Source organism: Microcoleus sp. PH2017_08_TRC_O_A, from assembly GCF_020738665.1.
Taxonomy (GTDB): domain Bacteria; phylum Cyanobacteriota; class Cyanobacteriia; order Cyanobacteriales; family Microcoleaceae; genus Microcoleus.
This window is the reverse complement of the sequence record NZ_JAEQCE010000046.1, coordinates 66,255-83,542: the sequence shown is the minus strand read 5'-3', so window position 1 is coordinate 83,542 and position 17,288 is coordinate 66,255. Positions and strand designations below refer to the sequence as shown.

At 44.8% G+C, this 17,288-nt stretch carries 16 protein-coding genes and 1 riboswitch; of the genes, 11 read left to right on the top strand and 5 right to left on the bottom strand.

Annotation, left to right across the window (positions count from 1 at the left end; genetic code table 11):
- The first annotated feature begins 368 nt into the window (after positions 1-368).
- The 5 genes from JGK22_RS17775 (at position 369) to JGK22_RS17755 (ending at position 5,392) form a co-directional block, all read left to right on the top strand.
- On the top strand, positions 369-1,076 hold the full coding sequence (locus JGK22_RS17775) for a hypothetical protein (RefSeq protein ID WP_293313327.1): 708 nt from the start codon (positions 369-371) through the stop codon (positions 1,074-1,076).
- Between the two features lie 263 nt (positions 1,077-1,339).
- Positions 1,340-2,179 carry a hypothetical protein gene (locus JGK22_RS17770; RefSeq protein ID WP_293313325.1) on the top strand — a complete coding sequence of 280 codons (840 nt, stop codon included), beginning with the start codon at positions 1,340-1,342 and terminating at the stop codon, positions 2,177-2,179.
- Between the two features lie 215 nt (positions 2,180-2,394).
- Positions 2,395-2,835, top strand: a complete 441-nt coding sequence (locus tag JGK22_RS17765) for an Rrf2 family transcriptional regulator (RefSeq protein ID WP_293185915.1) — start codon at positions 2,395-2,397, stop codon at positions 2,833-2,835.
- 161 nt (positions 2,836-2,996) lie between these two features.
- Positions 2,997-3,959: a cysteine synthase A gene (gene cysK / locus JGK22_RS17760; RefSeq protein WP_293313323.1), complete on the top strand. Its 963-nt coding sequence runs from the start codon at positions 2,997-2,999 to the stop codon at positions 3,957-3,959.
- Between the two features lie 752 nt (positions 3,960-4,711).
- Positions 4,712-5,392: a J domain-containing protein gene (locus JGK22_RS17755; RefSeq protein ID WP_293191502.1), complete on the top strand. Its 681-nt coding sequence runs from the start codon at positions 4,712-4,714 to the stop codon at positions 5,390-5,392.
- 42 nt (positions 5,393-5,434) lie between these two features.
- Here the strand turns inward: JGK22_RS17755 and JGK22_RS17750 are convergent, their stop codons facing one another.
- The 3 genes from JGK22_RS17750 to JGK22_RS17740 all read right to left on the bottom strand — a co-directional run bounded on the left by JGK22_RS17750 (position 5,435) and on the right by JGK22_RS17740 (position 7,379).
- Positions 5,435-5,563 (bottom strand): hypothetical protein, encoded by a 129-nt coding sequence (locus JGK22_RS17750; protein WP_293313321.1) that lies wholly within the window; start codon positions 5,561-5,563, stop codon positions 5,435-5,437.
- Positions 5,560-7,059, bottom strand: coding sequence for a cyclic nucleotide-binding domain-containing protein (locus tag JGK22_RS17745; protein ID WP_293225918.1), 1,500 nt, complete (start codon positions 7,057-7,059; stop codon positions 5,560-5,562). The genes JGK22_RS17750 and JGK22_RS17745 overlap by 4 nt, the downstream gene beginning before the upstream one ends.
- Before the next feature lie 140 nt (positions 7,060-7,199).
- The gene (locus JGK22_RS17740; RefSeq protein ID WP_293191506.1) at positions 7,200-7,379 is read right to left on the bottom strand and encodes a hypothetical protein; all 180 of its coding nucleotides are present in this window, start codon (positions 7,377-7,379) and stop codon (positions 7,200-7,202) included.
- 102 nt (positions 7,380-7,481) lie between these two features.
- Here JGK22_RS17740 and JGK22_RS17735 point away from each other — a divergent pair, with 102 nt between their 5' ends.
- The 6 genes from JGK22_RS17735 (at position 7,482) to thiC (ending at position 14,751) form a co-directional block, all read left to right on the top strand.
- On the top strand, positions 7,482-8,351 hold the full coding sequence (locus JGK22_RS17735) for a 6-carboxytetrahydropterin synthase (protein ID WP_293185910.1): 870 nt from the start codon (positions 7,482-7,484) through the stop codon (positions 8,349-8,351).
- A gap of 303 nt (positions 8,352-8,654) precedes the next feature.
- Positions 8,655-10,736 carry a tetratricopeptide repeat protein gene (locus tag JGK22_RS17730; RefSeq protein ID WP_293191508.1) on the top strand — a complete coding sequence of 694 codons (2,082 nt, stop codon included), beginning with the start codon at positions 8,655-8,657 and terminating at the stop codon, positions 10,734-10,736.
- Positions 10,737-10,824: 88 nt separating this feature from the next.
- On the top strand, positions 10,825-11,385 hold the full coding sequence (locus JGK22_RS17725) for a Uma2 family endonuclease (protein WP_293185908.1): 561 nt from the start codon (positions 10,825-10,827) through the stop codon (positions 11,383-11,385).
- Positions 11,386-11,555: 170 nt separating this feature from the next.
- Positions 11,556-12,116, top strand: a complete 561-nt coding sequence (locus tag JGK22_RS17720) for a Uma2 family endonuclease (protein WP_293225914.1) — start codon at positions 11,556-11,558, stop codon at positions 12,114-12,116.
- A 96-nt stretch (positions 12,117-12,212) separates the two neighbouring features.
- Positions 12,213-13,037 carry a Uma2 family endonuclease gene (locus JGK22_RS17715; protein WP_293313319.1) on the top strand — a complete coding sequence of 275 codons (825 nt, stop codon included), beginning with the start codon at positions 12,213-12,215 and terminating at the stop codon, positions 13,035-13,037.
- Between the two features lie 235 nt (positions 13,038-13,272).
- A riboswitch (TPP riboswitch) is annotated at positions 13,273-13,369 on the top strand.
- 8 nt (positions 13,370-13,377) lie between these two features.
- Positions 13,378-14,751, top strand: coding sequence for a phosphomethylpyrimidine synthase ThiC (gene thiC, locus JGK22_RS17710; protein WP_293185905.1), 1,374 nt, complete (start codon positions 13,378-13,380; stop codon positions 14,749-14,751).
- A 45-nt stretch (positions 14,752-14,796) separates the two neighbouring features.
- Here thiC and dcm read toward each other — a convergent pair whose 3' ends face one another.
- Both dcm and pyrE read right to left on the bottom strand, forming a co-directional pair.
- Positions 14,797-16,083, bottom strand: a complete 1,287-nt coding sequence (dcm, locus tag JGK22_RS17705) for a DNA (cytosine-5-)-methyltransferase (RefSeq protein ID WP_293198424.1) — start codon at positions 16,081-16,083, stop codon at positions 14,797-14,799.
- Between the two features lie 576 nt (positions 16,084-16,659).
- Positions 16,660-17,235, bottom strand: a complete 576-nt coding sequence (pyrE, locus tag JGK22_RS17700; protein WP_293313317.1) for an orotate phosphoribosyltransferase — start codon at positions 17,233-17,235, stop codon at positions 16,660-16,662.
- Positions 17,236-17,288 lie beyond the last annotated feature (53 nt).

Here is a 17,288-nt window from a genome sequence, read left to right as displayed (position 1 = left end):
TAAACCAGAGAATCTGTGTGGAGATAAGTATTTGCAAGTTGAACTACCTTGCTTTGATGTTCCATCATTACTTGACTTTTCTGCTTTAGATGAGAGTGCGCTTGACGGAACCCACCACTCCTGATAAGACTGTGGATTAATGAGTGATAAGCTGTTCTACATCTAAATTGTATTTTTTGTGCGGGCGAGACGCCCACCCACAAAAACTTCATCAAATTTTGACTGTAAAGTTTAAATGCAGAACAGCTTAATACAGTGTTTTATGGGTAGGAGCGGGGGTAGCAGGAGCTGTTCTAATCACATTAGAAGTAATTGCAAGGCTTCTGGGGTTAGAGTTACGTTTTAGGCCTTGATAGACACGATCATTTATGACAAAACAGAACTGTTTGGAACTTGATTTTTCTTGGAAAGATTGGGAAAGCTGGAATTACTTGAGAGCTTTGTCTTTACCCACTTTACCGTGGGCTGCTCCTTTTCTACCGCTGCTAGGATTGCCAAATGCCCTACTAGAGCAACCATCTATCTGGGAGTCAATTTATACCCAGGCTTTTATTGAGTATGAGACTGACTATCGTCTGAGAGATTGGACAGGAAGTCCAGACGGGGAGCGGGGCGAACTGAGACGGCAGATAGTCACGAAGGCGTTGTCGCTGCTAGCACAGCAGATGGGACGGAATGTGGCAATTGATTTAGAGAAATGGGTCAGGTTTCACGAATGCTGTCCTGAAGCCGAAAGAGCGATGACAGAGTGGCAAATTACTCTTAGGTATGCCTATATTTCGCCAAAGTCCCGTCGTTATCCTCGAAAAGTTCCTCCACCCGCCGTCTTAGAGCCAATATTACCAGAGATTTCTGAACTGGTAGCTTTGGCTCGCAGAACCGAGATTAAGGACGCTTTGAAGCGTGTCGCTCCGCCCCCCCCATACGAGCAGATCCCCTACGAATATATGGAGCATTGTTATGAAGAGTTAATTAAACCAGAGAATCTGTGTGGAGATAAGTATTTGCAAGTTGAACTACCTTGCTTTGATGTTCCATCATTACTTGACTTTTCTGCTTTAGATGAGAGTGCTTGACGGAAGCCACCACGAGGATCAGACTTTGGATTAATGAGTGATAAGCTGTTCTACATCTAAATTGTATTTTTTGTGCGGGCGAGACGCCTACCCCACAAGAACTTCATCAAATTTTGACTGTAAAGTTTAAATGCAGAACAGCTTAATACAGTGTTTTATGGGTAGGAGCGGGGGTAGCAGGAGCTGTTCTGGTTACATTAGAAATAATTGCAAGGCTTCTGGGGTTAGAGTTACGTTTTAGGCCTTGATAGACACTATCATTTATGACAAAACAGAACTGTTTGGAACTTGATTTTTCTTGGAAAGACATTGAAAGCTCGCATTACTTGAGAGCTTTGTCTTTACCAACTCTACCTTGGGCTGCTCCTTTTTTACCGCTGGTGGGATTGCCAAATGCTCTACTAGAGCAACCGTCTATCTGGGAGTCGATTTATACCCAGGCTTTTATTGAGCATGAGACTCACAATCGCATGAGGGATTGGACAGGAAGTCCAGATGGGGAGCGGGGCGAACTGGTACGGCAGGTAATTGTGAAGGCGTTGTCGCTGCTGGCACAGCAGATGGGACGGGATGTGGCCATTGATTTAGAGAAATGGGTCAGGTTTCATTTTTTCTGTCCTGAAGCCGAAAGAGCGATGAGAGAGTGGGGAATAACTCTTCGGATTGCCTATTTTTCACCAAATTCCCGTAAGTATCACAGAAAAATTCCTCCACCCGCCGTCTTAGTGCCTATATTGCCTCTTATTGAGGAATTGGTGGATTTCGATCGCAGAACCGAGATCTACCAGCATTTGAAGCGTGTCGCTCCGCCCCCCCCATACGAGCAGATTCCCTACGAATATATGGAACATTGTTATGAAATGACAATGATTTCGGGGGTACTCGATCAAGCGCTGACTTTGAAAGCTTTGCAAACAATTGCCTCTAGACTCAATGACATGGAACGAAAAGAAGTGGCGATGTGGGCGCAGGCTCAAGCTCTTATTATGTATAGAGATGGTAAACCAGAGAATCTATGTGGAGATAAGTATTTGCAAGTTGAACTTCCCTGCTTTGATGTTCCATCATTACTTGACTTTTCTACTGTAGATGAGAGTGCTTGACGGAAGCCACCACGAGGATAAGACTGTGGATTAATGAGCGATACATACGATCGCCCTGCGAGCCTTTTTTGCAAGGAATTGATGGAAGTCAGTAAACTCTAGTGGAGAACCGGAGTATAATCAAAGGTGAGGAGTGAGAATTTGGAACTCAAAATTGAGAATGATTCTAAAATCTGACTTCGGAGTTGAGAATTCTGGTACTTTCAAGTGCAACTATGGTAGAACTCTCCTGTAAAAGCGAATACGCAATCTTAGCTTTGCTGGAGCTGGCCGATTGCTACGATGAGGGCGAACCCCTGCAAATTCGCCAGATAGCTGCTCAGCAAAATATTCCCGATCGATATTTAGAACAGTTGCTCGCTACCATGAGACGCTGCGGGCTGATTCGCAGCCAGCGAGGAGCTAAGGGTGGTTATATCTTGGCGCGGGAACCGTGGAAAATTACACTGCTCGAAATTATCAACTGTCTCGAAGGCTCAGACTTCGATCGCTCTGAAAAAGACTCGCCTGCTCAAACTGTAGAAAGTGCTGTGATTTGGGAAGTTTGGCAAGAAGCGCGATCGATCGCCAACTCGGTGTTGCAAAAATATACGCTACAAGATCTGTGCGAAAAACGCAATGGCAGACGGCAGCTCAATATTATGTATTACATCTAGGTTAAGCCGGTGCGCGTCTAATTTTCAAAATCCTGTATTTTTCAAACAATCAGTGCGGTAGGCGAGAGAGCCAGCCCTAAAAGTTAAATCTCAATACGCAATAGCTTAATATTGCCAACTAGGAATTAACATTTACTTTCAACAACAAGCAGACAAAGATTATGCGTATTGCTGGCGACATTACAGAATTGGTGGGGCACACACCCCTGGTGCAACTCAACCGCATTCCCCAAGCCGAAGGCTGCTTGGCTCGGATTGTAGTCAAACTCGAAGGCATGAATCCGGCAGCATCAGTAAAAGACCGGATTGGTGTCAATATGGTGAATCAAGCCGAGGCAGAAGGGCTGATTACTCCCGGGAAAACGGTTTTAGTAGAACCGACATCTGGCAATACCGGAATTGCTCTAGCAATGGTGGCGGCCGCAAAGGGCTACCAGTTGATTTTGACCATGCCGGATACGATGAGCACGGAACGTCGATCGATGTTACGAGCTTACGGAGCTCAACTAGAATTGACTCCCGGCATAGAAGGCATGAGTGGCTGCATTCGGCGCGCTCAAGAGATTGTAGACAAAACTCCGAATGCGTATATGTTGCAGCAGTTTCGGAATCCAGCCAACCCGGACATTCACCGTTCGACAACGGCTGAGGAAATTTGGGCAGATACCGACGGCGAGGTGGATTTCCTGATTTCTGGAGTCGGCACTGGCGGCACGATTACTGGTGTTGCAGAGGTGATTAAGTCCCGGAAACCCGAGTTTAAGGCGATCGCCGTTGAACCAGCAAACAGTCAGGTACTGTCGGGCGGAAAGCCCGGGCCTCATAAAATTCAAGGTATCGGTGCAGGTTTTGTGCCGCCAGTGCTGAATGTAAATGCGATCGACGAAGTGATCGTTGTTACCGATGACGAGGCGATCGCCTACGGGCGTCGCTTAGCCAGAGAAGAAGGACTTTTGTCCGGTATTTCCAGCGGTGCGGCACTGTGTGCAGCTTTGAAAGTCGGCAAGCGTCCTGAAAATGCAGGTAAATTGATTGTGATGATTCAGCCTAGCTTCGGCGAGCGCTATCTCAGCACTCCCTTGTTCCAGGATCCAGAACTGAATCTGGCGGTGGCTGTCAACTAAACTAGCCTCCGGCGCGAGTTGCAGAAACTGAGGGCAGGGCGTAGAATGTACGCCCTGCTTGGCTTTTGAGATGAAAAAATTGCGATAGATTATTAGACAAGATTGCATAAGTCTTCGATCGATCCTTCAAGCGCAGATGTCAGACAGATGCAACCGACGATGCAACGCAGATAATTTCAGGGTGTTTTCCGATTTTTGCAATTCAAGTCTATTGTCGATCGCGATCGAGCAATCGCCCTGACGGTTACGATATTCTCGCATTGTACAAACCGCTCGTAAAAACCCAGACAAGGCTACCCAAAAGTAGTCAATGTTAGACATCTACGTTGGTAATTTTAGTGCACATTCCTAAAAATACAGGAATAAACTGCAATCCCTCTATTCCCTTCATGAAGTCAGGAATTACTTTTATAGCTCTATTTATGCTGCCATTAGTATCAGCTTAAATTGAATCCCATTCCGCTTCTTGAGATTCCTTTACTAAGATGAATTTTGGGCTTGCGACATATTGAACTCAAGCCTGCTGACTTCTGCTGTAGTAAGTCGCCAATGTTAATCCGCTTGCCATTTCAAAAGTATGAATGTTTTTTTTAAGATTCTTTTTTAATATATTTATGATACTCTAAAAGCAGATGTTTTTTACCTGAAATTGCTGGCATTTATATCGTATAAATACTTGGTATATTAGCAAATAATGATATTTTTGTCAAGCACTTTTTCGCAGATTATCCAGATTTCAAGGAAATAATAGCGTGTCTTCTGTTACCAATCACTACAAAACCCTAAAAATTAGCCCAACCGCAACCCAAGCCGAGATTAAACAAGCATACCGCCGTTTAGTCAAAATATTTCATCCAGACAGCCAGAGTGCGACAGCCGGTCACGAAGAGATTGTCCGCCTCAATGCAGCCTATGAAATATTAGGAGATGCCCAGCAAAGACAATCTTACGATCGCCAAATCTCCCAGCCCAGCGAAGAGCAATCACCCTACGCGCCAAACGTTACCCGCCAGCGACAACAAGCAGCGCGGGACGCCGACGAACACATGGAACAGTGGCTGATTAAAGTATACAAACCAGTCAATCGAATACTCAACAACATCTTGAAGCCGCTGAAAAAGGAAATAAACGAATTGTCAGCAGATCCGTTCGATGATGAACTGATCGAAAAGTTTCAAGCTTATATCGAAACCTGTCGCGATTTTCTTTCAAAAGCTAATGACTTTCTGAGGGTGATGCCCAATCCATCTAATGTAGCCGGAGTTGCGGCCCATCTTTACTACTGCATCAATCAAGTGGGAGATGGCATAGAAGAATTGCATTTATTTACCCTCAATTATGACGATCGCCATTTGCACACAGGTCAAGAACTGTTTAGAATTGCTGCTAGACTGCGGCGGGAAGCACAGGAGGAATTGAAAATTAGAAGTTAGTGAAGAAGTTATGGTTATTGGTTATGGGTTATTTGTTATTGGTTATTTGTTGCGGGCTATCAATAACAAATAACAAATAACTTCTAATTCATTCCCAATTCCCAATTCCCAATTCCCAATTCCCAATTCCCAATTCCCAATTCCCAATTCCCAATGAGTTCTGAATGTCAAATTCCAAACAGAACTTGAATTCGCTTCCGGATTTTAATAAAAGGAGTTTGTTCCAGAGAGTCGCCCTCTAACAATCCCAAATCTCTCAAAGCTTGCTGGCGTTCGGACAATTTTTGAGCAATCTGATCTGCCAAATTCGGTTGTTCTGTTAAAAGTTTTTGCAAGTCGTGGCGTTCCACCACAAACAAAATTGCATCTTCGCTAGTTTTAACAGTCGCCGTTCTCGGAGTTCCCAACAGCAAAGAGATTTCCCCAAAAAACTCGCCCTCGTGAAGCGTCGCAATGTACTGATCGGCTTTTTGAGAAAGAACTTCTACAGAACCAGAAAGAATAATATAAAAAGAATCGCCAGGGTCATTTTCATTGCAGACAATCTGTCCTGTTGGAAAAAGTTGTCGGTAGCCGTATTCAATTAACTGCCGCAGTTCTACATCTGTACACTGTTCAAAATAAGTTACTCGCCGCAACAAATCTCGTAGCGTCCAATTATTAGGGGATTTAACCCCTTGCTTTTTAGGCTCGGAAACGGTGGAATTAGATTTGAGTTCGGCTGAATGTTTGGCATTCTGGGGGAAAACCTGACCGTTTGAATGATCGTCTTTGCGATCGTGAAAATGTTTGGTTAACTCTTGCGGGTTCCGCAGCCACAAATCCCGCTGGGGAAATGGGATTTCGATATTGCGGTGGCGCAATTCATAATCTATTAAAAAGTTGACCGCACTTTTAATTTCATCGCTTTTCTGTGGCTGGTCAATCCAAATTAAAAGTTCAAAATCTAAAGCGTTATCTCCAAACCCGCGAAACCAAACTTTCGGAGAAGGATGTGATAAGATATTCGATTCCAGTCTCGCAGCGACTAACAGTGCTTCTGTAACTAATACTGGGTCAGTTCCATAGGCAACGCCGACGGGGATGTGGACGCGGCATCTGGGGTCTCTATAACTCCAGTTAATAATGTTGGTTTCGACAAACTTGATGTTTGGTATGATTACAAATAGTCCGTCGATTGTTTTGATAATTGTGGAACGGATGGAAATATTTTCAACTGTTCCTAATAAATGGTCAATCTCAATAAAGTCTCCGACTCGAATTTGCTGCTCAAATAGTAGGGTCAGACCGCTGATAAAGTTGCTGGCGAGATTTTGCAAGCCGAAGCCGAAACCAATGCCGACGACGCCAGCTAAGACTGTCAGAGAGGTGAGATTGAGCCCTGCACCTTGCATGACGAATATACAGCCAAGGGTTGCTAAGATGTAGCTGATGATGGTGGAAATTGCTTCCCGACTGCCCCGATCCAATCCCATCCTAACTAGCAGGCTGCGTTTGATTCCTTCACTGATGAGACGAGCTATAACGAAGGCTAATATAGCTAATATTATCAGTTTGACGATCGCACTAATGGACAGATGAGTGTCCCCGATATAAAATAGGGGAGTTGCGATCGCACCATACAAATTTTCAAAAAAGCGATCGGCTTGTTCAGTAATCCAATTCATTAAGATTTGGTAATGAGTAATTGGTGATGGATGATTAGTTTTGCTGGCAACTGAACCGCAAACTCCTGACTGTGGCAGAGTTTATGCGAAAAACCCGAACTGCGGAGTGCGCTGTGTTGCAAAAAGGTCGTCAAGCGCAGCTACCCTGTAGGGAATCGCACTTTGTCAAAGATTCTTAACTGATGGAAAAGCAACTGATGGCGAGAAACTGTTTTGTAGCGGTATTTTCTGCCGGTGATATCTGTGTTGTCGTCCAAAATCAGCCCAGCGCCTGGTGAGGCTAGCTGTTGCCAATATCTCGAAAATTGGTAGAAATTCATTCGCAGCACCCTAAAATTATCGAAAAATTCCAGCAAAAATTAGTTTATCCTTAAGAAGTAAGTCCTTTACAGAACTTAACAAGCTTACCCTACTTGACTTTTATGCAGTGCATCATCAATCGTCGGGCACAGTTTTCGGCGAGTCACCGGTACTGGCTACCGGAGTTGAGCGAAGCCGAGAACTTTGAACGGTTTGGCCCAACTGCCCGCGCACCGGGACACGGACACAATTACGTTCTTTACGTTTCCATGATAGGAGAACTCGACGAGTACGGCATGGTGCTCAACCTGTCTGATGTCAAACACGTCATCAAGCGGGAAGTTACCAAGGATCTCGATTTTTCTTACCTTAACGAAGCATGGCCGGAATTTGGGCAGACTCTGCCAACTACCGAAAACATAGCACGGCAAATTTGGCTGCGGCTAGCTCCTCATTTGCCTGTGAGCAAAATTCAATTGTTTGAACACCCGGAACTTTGGGCTGAATATTTAGGAAATGGCATGGAAGCTTATCTAACTCTGTCCACTCATTTTAGTGCCGCCCATCGGTTGGCTCGTCCCGATTTAAGTTTTGAAGAAAACTCGGAAATTTATGGCAAATGTGCTCGTCCTAACGGTCACGGTCACAACTATCATTTAGAGGTGACTGTTAAAGGGGAAATTGATGCGCGGACTGGGATGATTGCTGATTTGGGAGCTTTGCAAAAAGCTGTTGATGATTATGTTGTTGAACCTTTCGATCACACTTTTTTAAATAAGGATATTGCTTATTTTGAGAAGGTTGTGCCAACGGCGGAGAATATTGCGGTTCGGATCGGGCAATTGTTGCGATCGCCCATACGGGAATTGGGCGCTGAGTTGCACAAGATTAAGCTGATTGAAAGTCCGAATAATAGCTGCGAAATTTACGGTGCCGATTTAGATGCAGCGACGGTACAACAGCAACAGTCAGCAGTTTTAGCTGCGGTTTAGAGGTACAAATCGGATCAGTTGGGGCGGTTTAGGCGGATATGAGGCAAATTGTGCAGATTGGTGAAGCCGCCCCGATGATTCCGAGGATGATTGGAGGCGGATTAGGTGCGAGAAAGTGTTCTTTGACACAAGTTATGTGGCGAGTATTATTGGGACTTTTCCTGACAAGTCAGACGCAGCCCGTATTTTGGAGATAGTAACCCAGAATTCCTCATCAAAGCTATTGTCACTGCTGAGAGTATGAGGTCGATCGCCCGATCTGCTGACAAACAACACTAATTTCTCCTAGGTGAGTTGACGTTTATGCGAGTCTCAAATGTAGCTCTCTTGACTCTGGCCGCCCTCGCATCCCAGAATGTAACTGCTCAAACTAACGCCGCTCCGGCTGCACCTCCCATCTCTGGTGAGACACCGCAGGCCAGCAACTTTGTTGATGCCATAAATAATACCGTCTCTCGTCCGGCGGAGTCAATGAGCGCGCCCGAGACGATCGCCGACGAACAATTTTCCCCACGAATTGCGGTAAAATCGCAGACTGGTTTGCTGGTAGCAGCGGCCGGCGCTGAATTATCTCCTGCTGTTAAAACCAAGGCAAATCCTGCTGCTAGAGCCACCGATGAACTGACTCAATCTTTACAAGAAACATGGCTGGCTAAATTAATCGAAACTGGGGTTAAAAGCAGTCCCCAAGTTCGCGACGCTTTCGATTTTTTCTCTCCACGGACTGGCAGTGCAGAAACTGGATATGGTTTTAATAATACGATAACTCTGCTGAATATTTTATTAATTCTGGGTACTATTTTGCCACCGGTGACAATCGCCTTTTTTTGGGCGATCCGCAGGCTGGTAGTCAAACAGTTGGTTGCTGACGCCAATCAAAGATTGCACGGCATTGGTGTGTTGGAATCAGAGTTGCTCAACTCTCGCCAACTGACTCAAAAAATGAGGGATGAATTAGAGGCACAAATGAGTGCAGCTAAACAATCACTTGATTTTTTAACTAGAGAAACTGAACTTTCCAAATCTTCCGTCGAGCAAATTGAGACTCTCAAATCTCAATTTATCATGCGCCTGCAAGTGTTGGTAACAGAAGTTGACGAGAAAAAATCTCAAATTGTTCAGGAAATTTCCCAGGTTCCGGCAATTGTTGCCAAAGAAGCTGTCAAACTCGCACCTCAGCGGCAGTTAAATAATGCACAAACTTCTGCAACAGCACCTGCTAGTGACGGACAAAATTTGATTGCTGACGATTGTATAAAGCAAGTCGAAGAGCTTTATTTTCAGGGCAATTACAATGAGGCATTAGCCTGCGTAGAAAAAGCTATTTTAACGAACAAGAATGCGGATGAGGCGTGGTATTGGCGCGCCAATGTGTTAATTAGATTGCAGCGTCATGAAGAGGCGATCGCCAGTTACGACCAAGCAATATTAATTAAACCGGATCACTACGAAGCGTGGTACAATAAAGCGAATTTGCTGGGAAAATTGCAGAGGTGCGAAGAGGCGATCGCCTGTTACGAGCGAGCAAGTGCGAGCGAGCCGAGAAAATACGGTTGTTGGCACAGCATAGCAGCTTTGTTGGGTAAATTGCAGCATTACGAAGAGGCGATCGCCAGTTACGATCGCGCCCTGGCTATCAAAACAACCGACAGCGAAATATGGCACAACCGAGGTGCGATGCTGGGTAAAGTACAGCAGTACGCCGCCGCAGTCGATTCTTACGATCGCGCTCTTGAGCTCAATCCCAAGAGATACGAGACTTGGTACAATCGAGGTAATATGCTGTGGAGATTGCTCCGCTACGCTGATTCTGTTGCTTCTTACGATCGGGCTCTCGATATCCGGGCCGACAAATACGAAGTTTGGTACAATAGAGGCGCCGTGCTGGGAAAAATGCAGCTCCATCAAGAGGCGATCGCATCCTACGACAAAGCAATTGCCATTAAACCGCAGGATTTTGAAGTGTGGCACAACCGAGGCGCAGCTTTCGACAAACTATCACAACACGAAGCAGCAATTGCATCTTACTCCCAAGCAATCACGCTTAATTCCAAGTGTTACGAAGCTTGGTTTGGCAAAGGCGAATCTTTGGCAAAATTGCAGCACCATGAAGAAGCGATCGCAGCTTACGAAAAGGCGATCGCAATTCAGCCAGAATCCTACGATGCTTGGCACCACTGCGGTACAGCTTTGTCGCAATTAAAGCGCTACGAAGAAGCAATGGCAGCATACGATCGAGCCATTGCTATCAAGCCAGAAAATGCCGAAGCTTGGCGCGATCGAGGCACAATTGCCTCAGAATTAAAACAAGATACAGAAGGATTTGCAGCCGGTGAAAAAGATACTCAAAACCAGCCACAAGTCGATGAATCTTCGGAGAGTTAGTTGTAAGGTACAGCGCAACTGAGCTGTATTGGAATATTTTTGGCAAAAATGGTAAACTTATGCCAAATGCTAAAAAAGGAGAATAGTTATGTCTGTGAAAATGCAAAGACGGCTATTTACAGTGCAAGAATATCACCTGATGAGTGAAGCTGGTGTTTTTAGCGATCGCGAACGAGTGGAACTTATCGAAGGAGAAATTATCCAAATGGCAGCAATTGGTAGGCGCCACGCCGCCCGTGTCGATCGCCTGGCAGAGTTTTTTGGCGATCGGGTGCGAACACGTGCTATCATCCGGGTGCAAAATCCTATTTGCCTCAATGATAACTCAGAACCTCAACCTGATATTGCCTTAGTACAGCGTCGCGCTGATTTTTATGAAGAATCCCTGCCAAATAGCGAGGATGTTTTGCTGCTGGTAGAGGTAGCAGATAGTACCGTTAATTATGACCGCGATGTGAAAATACCAAATTATTCGCGATCGGGCATTCAGGAAGTATGGTTATGGGATTTGGAAGCAAACTGTTTAGAAGTTTACCGCAATCCCACCGCAAATGGCTACACTTCAGTGCAAAAATTTGAACGCGATCAACAAGTTTCACCACTGGCTTTTCCTGAGTTGACAGTGAGTGTTGATTTAATCTTGGGTTAAAAAAATAGTAAGCTTAAACGGGAGCATCTCAGTTTTGCATTTATAGTGCTGTCCCCGCTCGCGTATGCTACAAATCGCGAGCGGGGACGCTCGCACTATAATAAAAAAAATGCTTTTTGCAAAATAGAGATGCTCCCGCTTAAACTAACTGCGAAAAAAGGAGAATAGTTATGTCTGTTGAAATGAAAAGACGGCTATTTACAGTGCCAGAATATCACCTGATGATTAAAGTAGGTGTTTTTAATAAAAATAACAGAGTCGAATTGATCGAAGGAGAAATTATCGAAATGGCAGCAATTGGGACTCGTCATGCAAGTTGTGTAAAGCGTCTGATCGCTGTGTTCTCCGATCTGGAGAGAAGACGTGCTATTTTGGGTGTTCAAGATCCAATTCAGTTGACAGAAAGGACTGAACCTCAACCGGATGTTGTCTTGCTGCAACCTCGTTCTGACTACTACGCTACAGCGCATCCAATACCATCAGAGGTGTTGCTTTTAGTAGAGGTTTCAGATAGCACTGTAGATTTCGATCGCGATGTCAAAGTTCCTAATTATGCGCGTTCTGGAATTCAGGAAGTATGGCTGTGGGATCTTGAGGAAAACTGTTTGGAAGTTTACCGCCAGCCGACGATAAATGGCTACACTTCAATACAAAAGTTTGAACGCGGACAACAAATTTCGCCGCTGGCTTTTCCCGATTTTGTAGTGAGTATTGATTTAATCTTGGGTTAGGCTGACTTTTATCTTATTTTCGATTCCCACTCCCAATTACCAAAACCTTAGACTTACTATATAATTAATTTAACTCCTCAAATCAGCGAAAGTTTTATGACTGTTGCTAAACCATTTGAATTGGGAGTCACCCATCTCCCAGACCACACCGAACTGCCAGAGTCTGACGGTACTTTTGTGAAAAACTTTCAAGAACTGCCTCAAAGCATTATTCTCACCGATTCCCTGCGGCCTGTATTGCAAAAAATTCACCCTGACGGACGGTACCGCATCGGTCAAGATTGCGGGATTTATTGGCGTTTAACTGACCCTCCCGAACGCGGCGCCGAAGCACCAGATTGGTTTTACGTCCCCAATGTACCGCCACTTTTAAATGGTCAGGTGAGGCGTTCCTATGTATTGTGGAAAGAATACGTTGCACCGCTAATTGCAATTGAATTTGTGTCGGGGAACGGTTCAGAAGAACGAGACAGAACTCCACCGCCAGATCCAGATAGAGAAGAACAACAAGAACAAAAACCTGGCAAATTCTGGGTTTACGAACAGGCGATCCGCATTCCTTTTTACGGGATTTATGAAGTGAAAAAAGCGGCTGTAGAAATGTATCATTTAGAAGACAACCGCTATCAGCGCCTGAGTCCGAACGATCGCGGGCGCTATCCGATTCCACAGCTTGGAGTTGAATTGGGAATCTGGCAAGGGGAATATGATGAGATGAATTTGCCTTGGTTGCGTTGGTGGGATAGTGAAGGCAATTTGTTATTAATAGGGGAGGAACGTGCTCAACAAGAAAGCCTTCGCGCTCAACAAGAAAGCCTTCGCGCTCAACAAGAAAGCCTTCGCGCTGACGAAGAACGACTTCGGGCAGATCGTTTGGTAGAAAAGTTGCGCCAAATGGGCATTAATCCCGATGAATTGTGATTTTTTTGTTAGTTGTTGAATTCTGGGTAATCGCTCTTTTTTTATGACAGAAATATCATAAATTGGGAAAGGACGATTACCTATGGGATAGCTGCGCTTTACGACCATTGATAAATTGCAAAATTAAAGATATTTAATTTTTAATAAAAATTCTTAAAATTCTTGAAAAATTATATATTTGTGGAATTTTTTATAAAGATTTAATCTTTGCCCAACGTAAGTGCTAGTATCATAAGCCTAAAGCTAGGGGTGCCCGCAGATCCGGGCTGAGAAAACACCCTTAGAACCTGAGTCTGGGTAATACCAGCGGAGGGAAGCTGTTTATGAAGGACATTAAGATATGCGTACCGAATGGATCGCTAAGCGTCAGGGTCACAGCAACGTATCTCAAATGCACTACGCCCGTCAAGGTGTCATTACTGAGGAAATGGACTTTGTTGCTAAGCGAGAAAATCTCCCAGGAGAACTGATCCGCGCCGAAGTAGCGCGGGGACGGATGATTATTCCCGCTAACATCAATCATACGAATTTGGAACCAATGGCGATCGGCATTGCGTCTAAATGCAAAGTCAATGCTAACATCGGTGCATCTCCGAACTCTTCCAATATGGAAGAAGAAGTTGACAAGCTTAAACTAGCAGTTAAATACGGTGCTGACACCGTGATGGACTTGTCCACCGGCGGTGGCAATTTGGATGAAATTCGTACTACGATTATCAAAGCTTCACCAGTTCCTATCGGCACTGTACCAATTTACCAAGCTCTAGAAAGCGTGCACGGTAATATGGAAAGTCTGACGGCGAATGACTTCCTGCATATCATTGACAAACACGCTCAACAAGGCGTAGATTACCAAACAATTCACGCCGGAATTCTGATTGAGCATTTGCCGTTAGTCAAAAATCGGCTGACTGGGATTGTTTCTCGCGGCGGCGGTATTTTGGCGCGGTGGATGCTACACCACCACAAACAAAATCCTCTCTACACTCACTTTAACGACATCATTGAAATCTTCAAGAAATATGATGTTTCGTTTAGTTTGGGAGATTCTTTGCGCCCCGGTTGCACTCACGATGCGTCGGATGAAGCTCAATTAGCTGAACTCAAAACTTTGGGACAATTAACTCGCAAAGCTTGGGAACATGATGTGCAGGTAATGGTGGAAGGCCCGGGCCACGTACCTATGGATCAAATTGAGTTTAATGTCAAGAAACAAATGGAGGAATGCTCGGAAGCTCCTTTCTATGTTTTGGGGCCGTTGGTGACTGATATTGCACCAGGATATGACCACATTACCTCAGCGATTGGGGCGGCGATGGCTGGTTGGTACGGTACTGCTATGCTGTGCTACGTGACTCCTAAGGAACACTTGGGATTGCCGAATGCTGAGGATGTCAGAAACGGGCTGATTGCTTACAAAATTGCGGCTCACGCTGCGGATATCGCGCGCGGCCGTCCGGGTGCGCGAGACAGAGACGACGAACTCTCGAAGGCGCGTTACAATTTTGATTGGAACCGTCAATTTGAGCTATCGCTCGATCCTGAAAGAGCAAAGGAATATCACGACGAAACTTTGCCAGCAGATATCTACAAAACTGCGGAATTCTGTTCGATGTGCGGGCCTAAGTTCTGTCCGATGCAGACTAAGGTTGATGCCGATGCTTTGACTGAGTTGGAGAAATTTCTTGCTAAGGAACCTGTAGCGCTAAGCTAACTATATTGCTAGGGCGGGCGGATAAATTCGCCCACCCTTCCCAATTCAAAAGGCACTAACTTTTTGTTTGGTAGAGGACAAAATATTCTGCATAACTTCTTTCGCCACAGCTTTTACCACATTAATACTGACGCTATTGCCCAGTTGATAGTAAGCTTTATCATCATTGAAATGCAGTACAAAACTATCGGAAAAACCTTGTAACCGTGCGGCTTCGCGGGGAGTAATTCGCCGGACTCTATGGTTGTGATAAACACCTAATTTATTTGCATCGCTGGCAACAAGTGTTACAGAAATCTTCTGCGGATCTAGAAATTTATAGACTTCAAAGGAAAAGTTACCCGATACAGGTTTATACAAATCATTGTTGCGCTGTAGGTACTTCTTGGCAACCAGTAAATCCAGAATTTCATCAAGATTGGGATGAGCAAAAAAAGTAGCGATTTGTTCTTTAGTTAAAAGCTTCCCATCTTGGTGATGTCCAAATTCTTTATTGCGCCTTTTCAATATAAAACGATTCATCAACTCAATTTCATCTAAACTGCACTGGCCTCGCAAACCCAATTCCCAAGAATGAATCGAATTGCCGCCACGATAGTCGATTAATCGGATTCCGTGCAAGCGATTTAAATCATTGTTAACGATTGGTTTCAATGCCTTGACAAATTCTGGCGAGCAATCATATTTTTGGTCTGGATTGTCTTCCAAAATATCTGCAACTGCGACGGGTTTACTCAACGGGGAAAATAAGGATAACTGTTGATGGTTGCAGGAATGGGAATCTTTTGGGCCTAAGTCGGAAATTAACCCAAATTGGGGCGAAGCATTTAAAATTCCTACTAGGTAAACTCGGACGCGGTTTTGGGGTAAACTAAAGTTGGAGCTGTTGAGTATAAAGTAATCGAAGCTGTAACCTCGATCGGTCATTTCGCTTTTTATAGTTTCTAGGGTTTGTCCGCTGTCGTGGGAGACGAGTCCTCGCACATTCTCAAAAATAAATGCTTGAGGCTTGAAAGTGTCAATCAGCCGTACAATCTCGAAAAATAGTGTGCCTCTGGTGTCTCCAAAGCCTGCTTTTTTGCCTGCGTAGGAGAAGGATTGGCAAGGAAATCCTGCTAGTAAAATATCATGTTCTGGAAGTTGGTCAATTAGTCGGATGTCGCCTGAAGGTGTGTCGCCAAAATTGGTCTGGTAGACTAATTGAGCATCGGGATTGATTTCGCTACTTAATACGCATTCTGTTTCCAGATTCAAGGAATGTGCGGCGGCTTCAAAGGCTAATCTCATGCCGCCTATTCCTGAGAATAAGTCAATGAAACGGATTTTTTGCATGGCGATTTTAGGTATCCGCTCAATAAATCGGGGTAGAGTACCGTGTTGGAAACGATTTTGCGATGTTTGAGTCTCATCATTAAGTGATTTCCCCCGATTTATTGAGCGGATACTATTTTACCATGCTGTGCCTAGATTGTGAACCTTCTTTTTTGCTGTTACCCCTATTTATTGAGCGGATATCTTTTTATCATTTCTCCCCCAAAGTCCGCCAGTACAATTAAATCCTTCAGGAACATATTTCCTGAAAGTGTTGAAGAGTTTACTATTTGAAATAATCCGCTTAACTCTGAAACAGTGACGCTAAGAATAGCAATAAATTGATCTTGAGTTTCTATCAATTTTGGTATAACACTGAGTTATGCTTCCTTTTGAGATAAGTCGGAAGGCCAAAACATCGAAGCTAACTCACGGATTTCTTCAACTGTTCTTCTGTAATTGTGAGTTGACATTTTTGGTTGTCTGTGGTAATGAGTGCTGTGAATTTGATGCGATCGCCCGCCGTTCTCGCTATTAAATGTTCGGCGGCAGTTGACGCGATTTTTTAGGCTAGGAGATTGGCGATCGCACTTTTACCTATTGCTTGCTACTAATCCATTCTTTGAGATCGGCGATCGTAAAAACAGCCTGAAAATCCAATCCCTCCTCGCGATATAATTGAGCTCCACCTTGTTCTCGATCGATCAGCGACAACACGCGATCGACTTTATAGCCAGCACCCCGCAGCCTCTCCACCGCCTGCATCGCCGACTTACCCGTCGTTACGACATCTTCCAACACCGCCACATTCGTCCCTTCAGGCAACACAGGCCCCTCAATATACGCCATTGTCCCGTGTCCCTTCGTCTCTTTGCGGACAATTAGCGCCGGAATCGATCGACATTCCAGAGCCGAAACCACACTCACAGCAGTTACAATCGGGTCAGCACCCAACGTCAAACCGCCCACAGCCTGCACTTGAGGTGGCAGCATCGAGAAGAGTACGCGCCCCGTCGCCAAAGCACCTTCAGCGTGCAAAGTCACCGGTTTGCAGTTGATATAATAAGAACTTTTCTGCCCCGAAGACAGCACAAAGTCGCCCTCGCGGTACGCAAACTCGCACAATAAATCCAAAAGTCGATCGCGCAACACCTTTAAATCAGCAGCATCCATAACTTAACACCTTGTAGAAAACGCAAATAATCCGCCGATAATCAGTCTATATT